This window comes from Aquibaculum arenosum (assembly GCF_029222965.1).
Lineage (GTDB): Bacteria > Pseudomonadota > Alphaproteobacteria > Kiloniellales > DSM-21159 > Aquibaculum > Aquibaculum arenosum.
The window spans coordinates 1-15,796 of the sequence record NZ_JARHUD010000016.1 but is presented as its reverse complement, the minus strand read 5'-3'; the positions used below and the strand labels follow the sequence as shown (position 1 = coordinate 15,796).

Sequence of the window (15,796 nt, the reverse complement as noted above, 5' to 3'; positions counted from 1 at the left end):
GATAACGTCTCGATGGACGTGGAGCTGATCGCCCCGATCGCCATGGACGAGGGGCTGCGCTTCGCCATCCGCGAAGGTGGCCGCACCGTCGGTGCCGGCGTCGTCGCCTCCATCACCGAGTAAGAGGTTCCCGGAAGCCAGTGCATCGCGTCGAGGCCGATCTAGGAGTGTAGCTCAACTGGTAGAGCACCGGTCTCCAAAACCGGGGGCTGGGGGTTCGAGTCCCTCCACTCCTGCCAGACGGCCATCGCCGGCAACGTCCGGCGAACACGCAAAAGAAGGGGCGCGGCAGGCCGCGTCGAGATGAAGTTCAACATGGCGAAGAGCAACCCGGGACAGTATATCCGCGAGGTGCGCCAGGAGGTCTCCAAGGTCACCTGGCCAACGCGCAAGGAAACCATGGTGACCACCATTATGGTGTTCATCATGGTGATGCTTGCTGCGATCTTCTTTTTCTTCGTGGACCAGATCCTGTCCTGGGTCGTGCGCCTGATAATTGGGCTCGGGGGCTAAAGGCCATGGCGCAACGCTGGTACGTTCTGCACGTTTATTCCGGTTTCGAGCGTAAGGTGGCCGAGTCCATCCGCGAGCAGGCCGACGCCCAGGGCATGACCGATCTCATTCCCGAGGTGCTGGTGCCGACCGAGGAAGTCGTCGAGGTCCGCCGGGGGCAGAAGGTTTCGAGCGAGCGCAAGTTCTTCCCGGGCTACGTCCTGGTGAAGATGGATCTGACCGATGACAGCTGGCACCTGGTGAAGAACACGCCGAAGGTGACCGGGTTTCTCGGTGGCCGCGGCAAGCCGGTGCCGATTTCCGAGCGCGAAGCGCAGAATCTGTTGCGCCAGGTGCAGGAAGGGGTGGAGCGGCCCAAGCCCTCGATCACCTTCGAGATCGGTGAGCAGGTGCGCGTGGCCGACGGCCCTTTCATGTCGTTCAACGGCGTGGTCGAGGACGTGGACGAGGAACGCGCCCGCCTCAAGGTTGCGGTGTCGATCTTCGGGCGCTCGACGCCGGTTGAACTGGAGTACACCCAGGTCGAGAAGCTCTGAGGCCACGCGGGTCCAAGCTTTTGGCCTGGTTGATCGCGCGGGAGGCTCGCCAAGGCCGCAACCGCGCCCCTTTCATCTGAGGGAATTGGAATGGCAAAGAAAATCGTAGGGTACATCAAGCTGGAGATCCCAGCGGGTAAGGCGAACCCCTCGCCGCCCGTCGGTCCGGCGCTGGGCCAGCGTGGCCTGAACATCATGGAGTTCTGCAAGGCCTTCAATGCCGCCACGCAGAACATGGAGCCGGGCATGCCGGTGCCGGTGGTCATCACGGCCTACGGCGACCGCTCCTTCAGCTTCGTCACCAAAACGCCGCCAGCGTCCTACTACCTGAAGAAGGCCGCGCAGGTGAGCAAGGGCTCCGCGACCCCGTCCAAGGGCACCGTAGGCAAGGTGACCATGGCACAGATCCGCGAGATTGCGGAAGGGAAGATGGAAGACCTGAACGCGAACGACATCGAAGCCGCGAGCAAGATCATCGCCGGCTCCGCCCGTTCCATGGGTCTCGAGGTTGTGGAGTAGAGCCATGGCAAAGAACACAAAGCGCCTGCGCAGCAATCTCGAAGGCATCGACCGCAACAAGGCCTACAATCTCGACGAAGCGCTGGGCCTGCTGAAGCAGCGTGCCACTGCCAAGTTCGACGAGACCATCGAGGTCTCCATGAACCTGGGCATCGACCCGCGCCACGCCGATCAGGTCGTGCGCGGCGCCGTCAACCTGCCGCATGGCACGGGCAAGTCGCTGCGCGTGGCGGTTTTCGCCCGCGGCGCCAAGGCCGAAGAGGCCCAGGCGGCCGGTGCCGACGTGGTCGGTGCCGAGGACCTGGCCGAACAGATCACCGGCGGTCAGATCGACTTCGATCGCTGCATCGCCACGCCGGATATGATGCCGATCGTGGGCAAGCTGGGCCGTGTGCTCGGCCCGCGCGGCCTGATGCCGAACCCCAAGCTGGGCACCGTCACCAACGACGTGGCCTCGGCCGTGGGCGAAGCCAAGGCCGGTCAGGTGCAGTTCCGCGCCGAGCGCGCCGGCATCGTGCATGCCGGTATCGGCAAGGCCAGCTTCGAGGCTGACAAGCTGGCAGAGAATGTGCGTGCTTTCGTGGATGCCATTGCCAAGGCCAAGCCGGCCGGCGCCAAGGGCACCTACATCAAGCGTGTGTCCCTGTCCTCGACCATGGGACCGGGTGTGAAGATCGAGGTGGGCAGCCTTTCAGCGCCTGCCGCGTAAGAGCGTTCCCGGCGGGCGGCTTCGGCCGGCCGGCGGGGCAAGCGGGAAGGCGGCTTGCCGTCTTCCCACCTGTCCGAGACTGCAGGTGAGCGGCAGCCGCCGTTCCTAAGCCCGCCACTTGAATCAGAGGGGGGCCTGCATAGACAGGAAGCAGAGAGTTTTTGTCTTCCCGTCGATGTCGCGCTTGCGGCCGCGGCGGGGGCGAGGCTTGAGCTTCCGGGACAGGCGAACCGGGCGGAACCGGGGCGTCCCCGGATCCGTCCTCGTGCAACCGGATGCGGCCGCCCGCCCAGGGCGGACGGTCCGCCGGAAGGGAGCAAGGACGTGAATCGAGCGGAAAAACAAGAGCTGGTCGCTGCAATGCACGAACGGTTCGGTTCGGCGACGGCGCTGGTCGTCACCCGGCAGTCCGGGTTGACGGTGGCGGAGTCGATGGATCTGCGCCGAAAAGTGCGGGCGGCGGGTGCCAGCTATCGCGTTACCAAAAACCGCCTCGTGAAGCTTGCTCTCGAGGGCACGCCGTTTGAGGCGCTGTCGCCGCTGTTCACCGGTCCCACCGCGATTGCGGTGTCGGACGACCCGGTGGCGGCGGCAAAGGTCTGCGTCGAGTTCGCTAAGAAGAACGAGAAGCTGACCATCGTCGGCGGTGCGTTGGCGGGCCAGGTCCTGGACACCGATGGTGTCAAGGCGCTGGCATCGCTGCCGTCCCTCGACGAGCTGCGCGGCAAGCTTATCGGGCTGGTCAATGCTCCTGCCACCAAGGTGGCGGGCGTGGTCCAGGCCCCGGCCGGGCAACTTGCCCGGGTGTTTGCCGCCTACGGCGCCAAGGACGAGGCCGCTTGAGACGGCTAGCGACACGAGTGATTTCGGAAGTTCGAGCCAAAAAGGAAGTAGATCATGGCTGATTTGGATAAGTTGGTCGAAGAGCTCTCGCAGCTCACCGTTCTGGAAGCGGCGGAACTCGCCAAGAAGCTTGAGGAGACCTGGGGCGTGTCCGCAGCGGCTCCGGTCGCCATGGCAGCGATGCCGGGCGCAGGCGGCGGCGAGGCCGAAGCGGCCGAAGAGAAGACGGAGTTCGATGTCATCCTGGCCTCTGCCGGTGACAAGAAGATCAACGTCATTAAGGAAGTCCGCGCCATCACTGGCCTGGGCCTGAAGGAAGCCAAGGACCTGGTCGAGGGTGCACCCAAGCCGGTCAAGGAAGGCGTGTCCAAGGACGACGCCGACAAGTTGAAGAAGCAGCTTGAGGAGGCCGGTGCGACTGTCGAGGTCAAGTGACGACCCAACAGCTGCTGTTTCGGACGTAAAGTCCGGCCGGCGCGCGGGGCAAGCCCCCGCGCGCCGTGCCGGCTTTTCGCGTCCGCATATCTTTTGCCCGCATGAGCGGGCCCGCCCGAACAAGAGGACCGGGGCGGTAAATCCACAGGTCCCTCGGCGCCGCCGATCCGGCGCCGTTCTCCCCAAATGTCGGCCGTGCGGCGGCGGTCGGCAGCGAGATCGGAACGAGGGTCTGCAATGACGATGTCGTTCACCGGACGTAAGCGTGTCCGCAAGAGCTTCGGGCGTATTCCCGAGGTCAGCCGGATGCCAAACCTGATCGAGGTCCAGAAGGCCTCTTACGACCAGTTTCTCCAGGTCGGCGTACCGCCGGCTGAGCGCACGGACACCGGGCTGCAGGAGGTGCTGAAGTCGGTTTTCCCGATCAGGGACTTTTCCGGCCGCGCGGACCTCGAGTTCGTACGCTATGAGCTGGAAGAGCCGAAATACGATGTCGAGGAATGCCAGCAGCGCGGCATGACCTATGCGGCACCCTTGAAGGTGACGCTGCGTCTGGTCGTCTGGGACCTGGACGAGGACACGGGCGCGCGCTCCATCCGCGACATCAAGGAGCAGGACGTCTACATGGGCGACATGCCGCTCATGACGCCCAACGGCACCTTCATCGTCAACGGCACCGAGCGGGTCATCGTCTCTCAGATGCACCGCAGCCCCGGTGTCTTCTTTGACCATGATCGCGGCAAGACCCATTCCTCGGGCAAGTATCTCTTCGCCGCGCGGGTGATCCCCTATCGTGGCTCCTGGCTTGACTTCGAGTTCGACGCCAAGGACCTGATCCAGGTTCGCATCGATCGGCGTCGCAAGCTGCCGGCCACGACGCTGCTGCTGGCGCTGGAAGGCGCTGAGATGGCTGAGGCTCGGGCCAAGGCCGAGGCCGCTGGCGAAACCCTGCCGCCGGAAGCTGTGACCGGCATGTCCGCCGAGGAGGTGCTGGCCACCTTCTACGACCGTACGGTCTATCACCGCTCGCCCCAGGGCTGGCGCACCCCCTTTGATGCCGAGAAGCTCAAGGGCACCAAGCTGGAAGCCGACCTGGTCGACGCCGACAGCGGCGAGACGGTGGCCGAGGCCGGTCAGAAGATGACGCCGCGCCTGGCGCGCAAGCTGACGGAAGGCGGCCTGAAGGACGTGCTGGTGCCGCGTGAGGCCCTGATCGGCCGCTACGCCGCGCTCGATTCCATCGACGAGGAAAACGGCCTCGTGTTGGTGGAAGCCGGTGACGAGCTGACCGAGGAGCTGCTCGACAAGCTCGATGCGGTCGGCATTGACGAGATCGCCACCCTGGCGATCGACCATGTCAACACCGGCGCCTACATGCGCAACACTCTGGCGGGCGATCGCAATCGCTCGCGTGAGGACGCGTTGATCGACATCTATCGCGTCATGCGTCCGGGCGAGCCGCCGACTCTTGAGCAGGCGGAGAACATGTTCAACAGCCTGTTCTTCGACTCCGAGCGCTACGACCTCTCGCCCGTGGGCCGCGTGAAGATGAACGCGCGTCTGGGTTTCCAGACCGACGACCAGCTCCGTGTTCTGCGCAAGGAGGACATCCTTGCCATCCTCAAGGTGCTGCACGATCTGAAGGACGGCCGCGGCGAGATCGACGACATCGATCACCTGGGCAATCGCCGGGTGCGCTCGGTCGGCGAACTGCTGGAAAACCAGTACCGTGTCGGTCTGCTGCGCATGGAGCGTGCGATCAAGGAGCGCATGAGCTCGGTCGAGATCGACAGCGTCATGCCGCATGACCTGATCAACGCCAAGCCGGCGGCAGCGGCGGTGCGCGAGTTCTTCGGCTCTTCGCAGCTCTCGCAGTTCATGGACCAGACCAACCCACTCTCTGAGGTGACGCACAAGCGGCGCCTCTCGGCGTTGGGTCCGGGCGGTTTGACCCGCGAGCGTGCCGGCTTCGAGGTGCGCGACGTGCACCCGACGCACTATGGCCGCATCTGTCCGATTGAAACGCCGGAAGGCCCGAACATCGGTCTGATTAACTCGCTGGCCACCTATGCCCGGATCAACCAGTACGGCTTCATCGAAAGCCCGTACCGGAAGGTGGTCGACGCCCAGGTGACCGACGAGGTGGTCTACCTCTCGGCCATGGACGAGGTGCGCTACACCGTGGCGCAGGCCAACTCCGTGCTGGATGATGACAACCGCTTCGTCGAAGACCTGGTCTCCGTGCGTCGCGGCGCCGACTACCTCATGGCGCGGCCGGAAGAGATCGACTACATCGACGTCTCACCGAAGCAGCTTGTTTCGGTGGCGGCGGCGCTGATTCCCTTCCTGGAGAACGACGACGCCAACCGTGCGCTCATGGGCTCGAACATGCAGCGTCAGGCAGTGCCCTTGATCCAATCCGAGGCCCCCCTGGTGGGCACCGGGATGGAAGCGACCGTGGCGAGCGACTCGGGCGTGGCCATTGGTGCGCGCCGTGGCGGCGTGGTCGACCAGGTCGACTCCACTCGCGTGGTGATCCGGGTCAGCGACGAAGCTGCCCACGGTGAATCGACCGTGGACATCTACAACCTGTTGAAGTTCCAGCGTTCGAACCAGAACACCTGCATCACCCAGAAGCCGCTGGTGAAGGTCGGGGACGTGGTGGCCAAGGGCGACATCATCGCCGACGGTCCCTCCACCAACCTCGGCGAGCTGGCCCTGGGCCGCAACGTGCTCTGCGCCTTCATGCCCTGGAACGGCTACAACTTTGAGGACTCCATCCTCATCAGCGAGCGCATCGTGCGCGATGACGTCTTCACCTCGATCCACATCGAGGAATTCGAGGTCATGGCCCGCGATACCAAACTGGGCCAGGAGGAGATTACCCGCGATATTCCCAACGTCGGCGAGGATGCCCTGCGCAACCTCGACGAGGCGGGCATCACCTACATCGGTGCGGAGGTGAATGCCGGCGACATCCTCGTGGGCAAGGTCACGCCCAAGGGTGAATCGCCCATGACGCCGGAAGAAAAGCTGCTGCGGGCGATCTTCGGCGAGAAGGCCTCTGACGTTCGTGACACCTCGCTCCGGGTGCCGCCCGGCGTGACGGGTACGGTGGTGGAGGTTCGCGTCTTCTCCCGGCGTGGCGTCGACAAGGACGAGCGTGCGCTGGCGATCGAGAAGGCCGAAATCGAGCGGCTGGCCAAGGATCGCGACGATGAGAAGGCGATCCTGGAGCGCAGTTTCTTTGGACGTCTCAAGGAGCTGCTGGTGGGCCAGGTGGCCCAGTCTGGGCCCAAGGGCGTGCGCGCCGGCACCGAGATCACTGAAACCCTGCTCTCCGACTACACCCCGGGTCAGTGGCGTGCCTTCGCCGTCAAGGAGGATGATCGCCAGGCCGACATCGAGGCTGTGGTCAAGCAGTTCGACGACTCGGTGAAGCAGTTGGAGAAGCGCTTCGACAACAAGGTCGAGAAGCTCCAGCGTGGCGACGAACTGCCCCCGGGCGTGATGAAGATGGTCAAGGTCTTCATCGCCGTGAAGCGCAAGCTGCAGCCCGGCGACAAGATGGCCGGCCGCCACGGCAACAAGGGCGTGATCTCCAAGATCGTGCCCATGGAGGACATGCCGCACCTGGAAGATGGTACCCCTGTCGACATCGTGCTCAATCCTCTTGGTGTGCCAAGCCGCATGAACGTGGGGCAGATTCTCGAAACCCACCTCGGCTGGGCCTGTGCCGGCCTGGGGCGGCAGATCTCTCAGGTGCTCGACGAGATCCGCTATGCCGGCGCGGAGCTGCCGGCCTTGCGCGAGCGCTTGAAGGAGGCCTACGGTGACGAGGAGTATGAAAAGACCGTTGCCTCCCTGGACGACGAGGCGGTGCTTGAACTGGCGAACAACCTGCGCGGCGGCGTTCCCATCGCCACGCCGGTGTTCGACGGGGCGCGTGAGCCGGACATCGTCGAGATGCTGAAGAAGGCCGGACTCGGCGAGTCGGGCCAGGCGCAGCTGATCGATGGGCGCACCGGCGAAGCCTTCGAGCGACCGGTGACTGTGGGCTACATCTACATGCTGAAGCTTCACCACCTGGTCGACGACAAGATCCACGCCCGTTCCATCGGCCCCTACAGCCTGGTCACTCAGCAGCCGCTGGGCGGCAAGGCACAGTTCGGCGGCCAGCGCTTCGGCGAGATGGAGGTCTGGGCGCTGGAGGCCTACGGTGCAGCCTACACCCTGCAGGAGATGCTCACGGTCAAGTCCGACGACGTTGCCGGCCGGACCAAGGTCTATGAAGCCATCGTCAAGGGTGAGGACAACTTCGAGGCCGGGGTGCCGGAATCCTTCAATGTGCTCGTGAAGGAACTGAAGTCCCTTGGGCTCAACGTCGAGCTGAAGCAGAGCGATTACTGAGGCGGCGGCCTTTCGGGGCCGTCCCTTTCGCCCCGTTTCACCTCGACCCCGCTAGCTGGAGACAGCCATGAACGAGTTGACGAACCTCTTTGGTCAGCCCACGGGCCCCCAGAGTTTCGACCAGATCCAGATCGATATCGCCAGCCCGGAGCAGATGCGCTCCTGGTCGTTCGGTGAGATCAAGAAGCCCGAGACCATCAACTACCGGACCTTCAAGCCGGAGCGCGACGGCCTGTTCTGCGCGCGGATCTTCGGCCCGATCAAGGACTACGAGTGCTTGTGCGGTAAGTACAAGCGCATGAAGTACAAGGGCATCATCTGCGAGAAGTGCGGCGTCGAGGTGACCCTGTCCAAGGTCCGGCGTGAGCGCATGGGCCACATCGAGCTCGCCAGCCCGGTCGCGCACATCTGGTTCCTGAAGTCACTGCCGAGCCGCATCGGCCTGCTGGTCGACATGACCCTCAAGGACCTGGAGCGGGTTCTCTATTTCGAGAACTACGTCGTGGTTGAGCCTGGTCTGACCGACCTGAAGCAGCGTCAGTTGCTCAGCGAGGAAGAGTTCCTCGACAAGCAGGACGAATGGGGCGACGACGCCTTCACGGCGAAGATCGGTGCCGAGGCTCTCAAGGACATGCTGAGCGCGCTCGACCTGCAGGAAGAGCGCCGGATCATGCGCGAGGAGCTGCGCGAGACCAACTCCGAGGCCAAGCGCAAGAAGCTGGTCAAGCGCCTGAAGCTGGTCGAGGCCTTCATCGAGTCGGGCTCTCGCCCGGAGTGGATGATCCTCGAGGTGGTGCCGGTGATTCCGCCGGAGCTGCGGCCGCTGGTGCCGCTGGACGGCGGCCGCTTTGCCACCAGTGACCTGAACGACCTCTATCGCCGGGTCATCAACCGCAACAACCGCCTGAAGCGCCTGATCGAGCTGCGCGCGCCGGACATTATCGTGCGCAACGAAAAGCGCATGCTGCAGGAGTCGGTGGACGCCCTCTTCGACAATGGTCGTCGTGGTCGCGTCATCACCGGTGCCAACAAGCGTCCGCTGAAGTCGCTGTCCGACATGCTCAAGGGCAAGCAGGGCCGCTTCCGACAGAACCTGCTCGGCAAGCGCGTCGACTATTCCGGGCGCTCGGTGATCGTGGTGGGTCCGGAGCTCAAGCTGCACCAGTGCGGCCTGCCCAAGAAGATGGCGCTCGAGCTCTTCAAGCCCTTCATCTACTCCAAACTCGAACTCTATGGCATGGCGTCGACCATCAAGGCGGCCAAGCGCATGGTCGAGAAGGAGCGTCCCGAGGTCTGGGACATCCTAGAAGAGGTGATCCGCGAGCATCCGGTGTTGCTGAACCGCGCGCCGACGCTGCACCGCCTGGGCATCCAGGCCTTCGAGCCGGTGCTGATCGAGGGCAAGGCGATTCAGCTGCACCCGCTGGTCTGCACCGCGTTCAACGCCGACTTTGACGGCGACCAGATGGCGGTGCACGTGCCGCTGTCCCTGGAAGCGCAGCTCGAAGCCCGCGTGCTGATGATGTCCACCAACAACATCCTCAGCCCGGCGAACGGCAAGCCGATTATCGTGCCCAGCCAGGACATCGTGCTCGGCATCTACTATCTCTCCATGGAAGGTGAGGGCGATCCCGGTGAGGGCATGGCCTTCGCCAACATGGGCGAGATCGAGCATGCCCTGGCCTCAGGCCAGATCACGCTGCACAGCAAGATCCATGCGCGGCTCGAGGTGTCTGATCCGGACGGCAACACCGTCATTCAGCGGGTCGAGACCACGGCCGGCCGCATGATGCTGCTGCAGGTTCTGCCCAAGCACCCCAACCTCTCCTTCAAGCTGCTCAACCGCCTGCTGACCAAGAAGGACGTCTCCGAGGTCATCGACGTGGTCTATCGCCACTGCGGTCAGAAGGAGACGGTGATTTTCTGTGACCGGATCATGGCCCTGGGCTTCGCCTACTCCTGCAAGGCCGGTATCTCCTTCGGCAAGGATGACATGATCATCCCCGAAGCGAAGACCGCTCTGGTGGAAGAGGCGCAGGAGCAGGTCAAGGAGTTCGAGTCGCAGTATCAGGAAGGCCTGATCACCCGCGGCGAGAAGTACAACAAGGTCGTGGACGTCTGGTCCCAGTGCACCGACCGCGTGGCCGACGAGATGATGAAGGTCATGCAAGTGGCCAAGGGCCGGGACATCAACTCGGTCTACATGATGGCGCACTCCGGTGCCCGTGGCTCGGCAGCACAGATCAAGCAGCTGGCCGGCATGCGCGGCCTGATGGCCAAGCCCTCGGGCGAGATCATCGAGACGCCGATCATCTCCAACTTCAAGGAAGGCCTGACCGTGCTGGAGTACTTCAACTCCACCCACGGTGCCCGTAAGGGTCTGGCCGACACCGCCTTGAAGACGGCCAACTCCGGCTACCTCACCCGTCGCCTGGTCGACGTGGCGCAGGACGCCATCATCGTCGAGGAGGACTGCGGCACCGAACGCGGCCTGACCATGCGGGCCGTGGTGGACGGCGGCGAGATCGTCGCCGCCCTGGGCGAGCGTGTGCTGGGCCGTGTGGCCGCCGACGATGTGGTCGACCCGCTCAGCGGGGAGGTGATCGGCCAGCGCAACGAGATTCTCGAAGAGGACGCGGTCGAGCGTATCGACCGAGCCGGCATCGACTCGGTGCGCATCCGTTCGACCCTGACCTGCGAGTCACGTGGCGGTGTCTGCGGCAAGTGCTACGGCCGTGACTTGGCCCGTGGTACGCCGGTCAACATGGGCGAGGCCGTCGGCGTCATCGCGGCGCAGTCGATTGGTGAGCCGGGCACCCAGCTCACCATGCGGACCTTCCACATCGGCGGTGCCGCGCAGCGCGGTGCCGAACAGTCGAGCGTGGAGGCGGCACAGGAAGCGATCGTCAGCATCAAGAACAAGAACGTCGTCAATGACTCCGAGGGCGTTCCGGTGGTGATGGGCCGCAACCTGGAGATCGTTCTGCAGGACGAGCAGGGCCGGGAACGTACCCGCCATCGCGTGCCCTATGGTGCGCGTCTGCTCGTCGACGAGGGCGGCAAGGTGACACGGGGCCAGAAGCTGGCCGAGTGGGACCCCTACACCATCCCGATCCTGACCGAGAAGGAAGGTGTGGCCCACTACGTCGACCTGGTGGACGGCCTGTCCATGCGCGAGGTGCTGGACGAGACCACGGGCATTTCCAATCGCGTGGTCGTGGACTGGAAGCAGCAGCCGCGTGGCAGCGACCTGCGGCCGCGTATCACCTTGCGGGACGAGAACGGCGAGGTGGTCACCTTGGCCAACGGCCTCGAGGCCCGCTACTACATGTCCGTGGATGCCATCCTCTCGGTGGAGAACGGCGCGAAGGTCCGTGCCGGCGACGTGCTGGCGCGTATCCCGCGTGAGTCCACCAAGACCCGCGACATCACCGGCGGTCTGCCACGGGTGGCAGAGCTCTTCGAGGCGCGTAAGCCCAAGGATTTCGCTGTGATCAGCGATACCGAGGGTCGGGTCGAGTTTGGCAAGGACTATAAGACCAAGCGCCGCATCGTCGTTCGCCCGGACGAGGGCGATCCGGTCGAGTACATGATCCCCAAGGGCAAGCACATCTCGGTGCACGAGGGTGATTATGTCCGGCGCGGCGACCTGCTGATGGACGGCAATCCGGTGCCGCATGACATCCTGGACGTGCTGGGTGTCGAGGCGCTGGCCGAGTATCTCGTCACCGAGGTGCAAAACGTCTATCGCCTGCAGGGCGTCGGCATCAACGACAAGCACATCGAGGTGATCGTTCGCCAGATGCTGCAGAAGGTCGAGATCACCGAGCCGGGCGACAGCACCTTCCTGATCGGCGAACAGGCCGACCGGGAGGAGTTCGAGGAGATCAATGCCAAGGTGATGGCTGAGAACGGCCGGCCGGCGCAGGCCAAGCCGGTGTTGCAGGGCATCACCAAGGCGAGCCTCCACACCCGCTCCTTCATCTCTGCGGCCTCCTTCCAGGAGACCACACGGGTGCTGACCGACGCTGCGGTGAACGGCAAGGCGGACAATCTGATCGGTCTGAAGGAGAACGTGATCGTCGGTCGTCTGATCCCGGCGGGCACGGGCTCCGTGATGAACCGCATGAAGAAGCTGGCCGCCGAGCGCGACCGGGTGATCCTGGCGCAGCGCGAGGACCAGGCACGCCTGGCACAGGCGGCAGAGGATGCAGCTGCCCGGAACGAAGGCGGCGACGGGGACGCGACTCCCTCAGTCGCCTGAGGAGAGGTTTGATCCTTCTTGCGGGCGGCCGCCACTCGGTGGTCGCCCGCGTTTTTTGCAGCTGCGAAAGAATCCTGCGAACCTGGGAACAGGAACGACATGGAGAAGCAGCGATAAGCCCCGATAATCGCAGGCAAAGCCTTTGTTGGGAGAATCTTGCGATCGGGGTTGACGGCCAGGGGGCGCGCCCATAGTATGCGCCCGTTCCACAAGGTGGGGTTGGTGGTAGGCCCTCGAGGCGGCCTAGACGCATCCCTGGAGGATACACGACACGATATTCGGGCCTCGGCCCGACCACCAAACGCCAGCGGGAGCCGTAGGAAAAAACTGCTCCTTAAGCTGGCGTTTGTTTCGCAGACATTAGGGCACACGGGAAAGCGATCGCATGCCGACGGTCAATCAGCTTATTCGCAAGTCGCGCCAGCCACAGAAGGCGCGCAACAAGGTGCCGGCTATGGAGGCCAACCCGCAGAAGCGGGGCGTGTGCACGCGTGTGTATACGACAACTCCAAAGAAGCCGAACTCCGCCTTGCGCAAGGTCGCCAAGGTGCGGCTGACCAACGGCTTTGAGGTCGTGACCTACATCCCCGGCGAGGGGCATAACCTCCAGGAGCACTCCGTGGTCCTGATCCGCGGCGGTCGCGTCAAGGATCTGCCGGGCGTGCGTTACCACATCATTCGCGGCACGCTCGATACCCAGGGTATCGCCGCCCGCCGCCAGCGCCGTTCGAAGTACGGCGCCAAGCGGCCGAAGTGAGGAGCTAGACCGAGATGTCTCGCCGTCATAGCGCTGAAAAGCGAGAGATCCTGCCGGACCCGAAGTTCGGCGACGTGATCGTCAGCAAGTTCATGAACAACCTGATGCTGGATGGGAAGAAGTCTGTCGCCGAGCAGATCGTCTACGGCGCTTTCGACCTTCTGGTGTCGCGGGGTGGTAACGATCCGGTGCGCATGTTCCATGACGCGCTGGGCAACATCCGCCCGGAAGTTGAGGTGCGTTCCCGTCGTGTCGGCGGCGCCACCTATCAGGTCCCGGTGGAGGTGCGCGCCGATCGTGCCCAGGCGCTTTCCATGCGCTGGCTGATCAACGCCGCCCGGGCCCGTTCCGAAATGACCATGACGGCCCGCTTGGCCGGCGAGCTGATGGACGCAGCGAACAATCGCGGCGCGGCCGTCAAGAAGCGCGAAGACACGCACCGGATGGCGGAAGCCAACCGCGCGTTCTCGCACTATCGCTGGTAAGGCGACGTCGTCGCTAGGATGAGAGGTTAGAATGTCTTCCCGCGTAACGCCGCTCGACCGGTATCGTAACATCGGCATCATGGCCCACATTGATGCCGGCAAGACGACCACGACAGAGCGCATCCTTTTCTACACCGGCCGCAGCCACAAGATCGGCGAGACCCACGAGGGTTCGGCGACCATGGACTGGATGGAGCAGGAGCAGGAACGCGGAATCACGATTACCTCCGCGGCGACGACCTGCTTTTGGAACGATCACCGGATCAACATCATCGACACCCCGGGGCATGTGGACTTCACCATTGAAGTCGAACGCTCCCTGCGGGTTCTCGACGGTGCGGTGGCCGTGTTTGATGCGGTTGCCGGCGTGGAGCCCCAGTCCGAGACTGTGTGGCGCCAGGCCGACAAGTATCAGGTCCCGCGTATCTGCTTCGTCAACAAGATGGACCGGATGGGCTCGGACTTCTTCCGCTGTGTCGACATGATCGTCGATCGTCTGGGTGCCGTGCCTCTGGTCATGCAGCTTCCCATCGGCAACGAAAGTGACTTTGCCGGTTCGGTCGACCTGATCAAGATGAAGGCCCAGGTCTGGAAGAACGAGAATCTTGGCGCCGAGTGGGAATACCAGGATATCCCTGCGGAGCTGGCTGATCAGGCCGCGGAATACCGCGAGAAGCTGGTGGAGCTGGCCGTCGAGCAGGACGATGCCGCGATGGAGGCCTACCTCGAAGGCAATGAGCCGGACGAGGAGACTCTGCTGCGCTGCATTCGCAAGGGCACCGTTTGCCTGGCCTTCGTGCCGGTCTATTGCGGAACAGCCTTCAAGAACAAAGGCGTGCAGCCGCTGCTGGACGCGGTGGTCGACTTCCTGCCGAGCCCGCTGGACGTGCCCGACATCAAGGGCGTGAAGCCAGGCACCGAAGAAGCGATCGTGCGCAAGACCGGCGACGACGAGCCGATGTCGGCGCTGGCTTTCAAGATCATGACGGACCCCTTTGTCGGTTCGCTGACCTTCGTGCGTGTCTACTCCGGGTCCCTGAAGAAGGGCACCCAGGTGCTGAACTCGGTGAAGGACAAGCGCGAGCGTGTGGGCCGCATGTTGCTGATGCATGCCAACCACCGTGAGGACATCGATGAGGCACTGGCGGGCGACATCGTCGCCATTGCGGGCCTTAAGGATACGACGACGGGCGAGACGCTGTGCGATCCGGTTAAGCCGGTCGTGCTGGAGCGGATGGAGTTCCCGGATCCGGTGATCGAGGTCGCGGTCGAGCCAAAGACCAAGACCGACCAGGAAAAGATGGGTATGGCGCTGGCGCGCCTGGCCCAGGAGGACCCCTCCTTTCGGGTGACCACCGACACCGAGAGTGGCCAGACGGTCATCAAGGGTATGGGCGAGCTCCACCTGGAGATCCTCGTCGACCGTATGCGGCGCGAGTTCAAGGTGGATGCCAACGTCGGTGCGCCGCAGGTGGCCTATCGCGAGACCATCACTCGGCAGCACGAGGTGGACTACACCCACAAGAAGCAGACCGGCGGTTCGGGTCAGTTCGCGCGCGTCAAGATCGTGTTCGAGCCCTTGGAAGTCGGTGCCGGTTTCGTTTTCGAGAACGCCGTGGTCGGCGGTTCGGTGCCGCGTGAGTTCGTGCCTGGTGTCCAGAAGGGCCTGGAAGGCTCCAAGGACAACGGCGTCATTGCCGGCTTCCCGGTCATCGATTTCAAGGCGACTCTGGTCGACGGTGCCTCGCACGATGTCGACTCGAGTGTGATGGCCTTCGAGATCGCCGCGCGTGCGGCTTTCCGTGAGGGCATCCCGAAGGCGGCTCCGGTTCTGCTCGAGCCCATGATGAAGGTTGAGGTGGTGACCCCGGAAGAGTATATGGGCGACATCATCGGTGACCTGAATTCTCGACGCGGCAACGTCACGGGTATGGACTCCCGCGGCAATGCTCGGGTCGTGAGCGCAATGGTGCCGCTGGCCAACATGTTCGGCTACGTCAACACCCTGCGTTCCATGAGCCAGGGCCGGGCGCAGTACACCATGTTTTTCGATCACTATGAGCGGGTTCCGCAGGCCGTGGCCGACGAGGTCAAGGCGAAGCTGGCCTGATCGGCCAGCCCCACGCGCAACCATAACCACGAAGTATCCGTCGCGGAGTAAAGAGAGCCATGGCGAAGGCGAAGTTCGAGCGGACGAAGCCGCACTGCAACATTGGGACGATTGGTCACGTTGACCATGGTAAGACGTCGCTGACTGCGGCGATTACGAAGGTTCTTGCAGAGACGGGTGGTGCGACCTTTACGGCGTACGACTCGATCGACAAG

General features: G+C 63.8%; 13 protein-coding genes and 1 tRNA gene. All 14 read left to right on the top strand.

Features of this window, described 5'->3' with window-relative positions; genetic code table 11:
* The coding region (locus P2G67_RS16015) for an EF-Tu C-terminal domain-related protein (RefSeq protein ID WP_496196326.1) at positions 1-123 on the top strand (123 nt) is incomplete at its 5' end.
* A 40-nt stretch (positions 124-163) separates the two neighbouring features.
* A tRNA-Trp gene (locus P2G67_RS16010) sits at positions 164-239 on the top strand.
* A gap of 76 nt (positions 240-315) precedes the next feature.
* On the top strand, positions 316-513 hold the full coding sequence (gene secE / locus P2G67_RS16005; protein WP_275824308.1) for a preprotein translocase subunit SecE: 198 nt from the start codon (positions 316-318) through the stop codon (positions 511-513).
* Positions 514-518: 5 nt separating this feature from the next.
* Positions 519-1,049 (top strand): transcription termination/antitermination protein NusG, encoded by a 531-nt coding sequence (gene nusG / locus P2G67_RS16000; RefSeq protein ID WP_275824307.1) that lies wholly within the window; start codon positions 519-521, stop codon positions 1,047-1,049.
* Between the two features lie 90 nt (positions 1,050-1,139).
* Positions 1,140-1,568, top strand: a complete 429-nt coding sequence (gene rplK / locus P2G67_RS15995) for a 50S ribosomal protein L11 (protein ID WP_275824306.1) — start codon at positions 1,140-1,142, stop codon at positions 1,566-1,568.
* A gap of 4 nt (positions 1,569-1,572) precedes the next feature.
* The gene (gene rplA, locus P2G67_RS15990; protein WP_275824305.1) at positions 1,573-2,277 is read left to right on the top strand and encodes a 50S ribosomal protein L1; all 705 of its coding nucleotides are present in this window, start codon (positions 1,573-1,575) and stop codon (positions 2,275-2,277) included.
* 324 nt (positions 2,278-2,601) lie between these two features.
* The gene (gene rplJ / locus P2G67_RS15985) at positions 2,602-3,120 is read left to right on the top strand and encodes a 50S ribosomal protein L10 (RefSeq protein ID WP_275824304.1); all 519 of its coding nucleotides are present in this window, start codon (positions 2,602-2,604) and stop codon (positions 3,118-3,120) included.
* 54 nt (positions 3,121-3,174) lie between these two features.
* A complete protein-coding gene (gene rplL / locus P2G67_RS15980; RefSeq protein ID WP_275824303.1) occupies positions 3,175-3,555 on the top strand; it encodes a 50S ribosomal protein L7/L12 in 381 nt (126 codons plus the stop codon).
* Between the two features lie 237 nt (positions 3,556-3,792).
* A complete protein-coding gene (gene rpoB, locus P2G67_RS15975) occupies positions 3,793-7,965 on the top strand; it encodes a DNA-directed RNA polymerase subunit beta (RefSeq protein WP_275824302.1) in 4,173 nt (1,390 codons plus the stop codon).
* 67 nt (positions 7,966-8,032) lie between these two features.
* Positions 8,033-12,229, top strand: coding sequence for a DNA-directed RNA polymerase subunit beta' (gene rpoC, locus P2G67_RS15970; protein ID WP_275824301.1), 4,197 nt, complete (start codon positions 8,033-8,035; stop codon positions 12,227-12,229).
* 385 nt (positions 12,230-12,614) lie between these two features.
* A complete protein-coding gene (gene rpsL / locus P2G67_RS15965) occupies positions 12,615-12,986 on the top strand; it encodes a 30S ribosomal protein S12 (protein ID WP_275824300.1) in 372 nt (123 codons plus the stop codon).
* Positions 12,987-13,000: 14 nt separating this feature from the next.
* On the top strand, positions 13,001-13,471 hold the full coding sequence (gene rpsG, locus P2G67_RS15960) for a 30S ribosomal protein S7 (RefSeq protein ID WP_275824299.1): 471 nt from the start codon (positions 13,001-13,003) through the stop codon (positions 13,469-13,471).
* 31 nt (positions 13,472-13,502) lie between these two features.
* A complete protein-coding gene (fusA, locus tag P2G67_RS15955) occupies positions 13,503-15,581 on the top strand; it encodes an elongation factor G (RefSeq protein ID WP_275824298.1) in 2,079 nt (692 codons plus the stop codon).
* 59 nt (positions 15,582-15,640) lie between these two features.
* Positions 15,641-15,796, top strand: a 156-nt coding sequence (locus P2G67_RS15950; protein WP_275824309.1) for a GTP-binding protein, incomplete at its 3' end; no start/stop codon positions are given.

What these genes read in the sequence shown, in the direction of transcription:
- rplK (WP_275824306.1), top strand. Translation starts at nt 1,140, where the DNA reads ATGGCAAAGAAAATCGTAGGGTACATCAAGCTGGAGATCCCAGCGGGT.
- rpsL (WP_275824300.1), top strand. Translation starts at nt 12,615, where the DNA reads ATGCCGACGGTCAATCAGCTTATTCGCAAGTCGCGCCAGCCACAGAAG.
- rplL (WP_275824303.1), top strand. Translation starts at nt 3,175, where the DNA reads ATGGCTGATTTGGATAAGTTGGTCGAAGAGCTCTCGCAGCTCACCGTT.
- rpsG (WP_275824299.1), top strand. Translation starts at nt 13,001, where the DNA reads ATGTCTCGCCGTCATAGCGCTGAAAAGCGAGAGATCCTGCCGGACCCG.
- secE (WP_275824308.1), top strand. Translation starts at nt 316, where the DNA reads ATGGCGAAGAGCAACCCGGGACAGTATATCCGCGAGGTGCGCCAGGAG.
- rpoC (WP_275824301.1), top strand. Translation starts at nt 8,033, where the DNA reads ATGAACGAGTTGACGAACCTCTTTGGTCAGCCCACGGGCCCCCAGAGT.
- fusA (WP_275824298.1), top strand. Translation starts at nt 13,503, where the DNA reads ATGTCTTCCCGCGTAACGCCGCTCGACCGGTATCGTAACATCGGCATC.
- rplA (WP_275824305.1), top strand. Translation starts at nt 1,573, where the DNA reads ATGGCAAAGAACACAAAGCGCCTGCGCAGCAATCTCGAAGGCATCGAC.
- nusG (WP_275824307.1), top strand. Translation starts at nt 519, where the DNA reads ATGGCGCAACGCTGGTACGTTCTGCACGTTTATTCCGGTTTCGAGCGT.
- rpoB (WP_275824302.1), top strand. Translation starts at nt 3,793, where the DNA reads ATGACGATGTCGTTCACCGGACGTAAGCGTGTCCGCAAGAGCTTCGGG.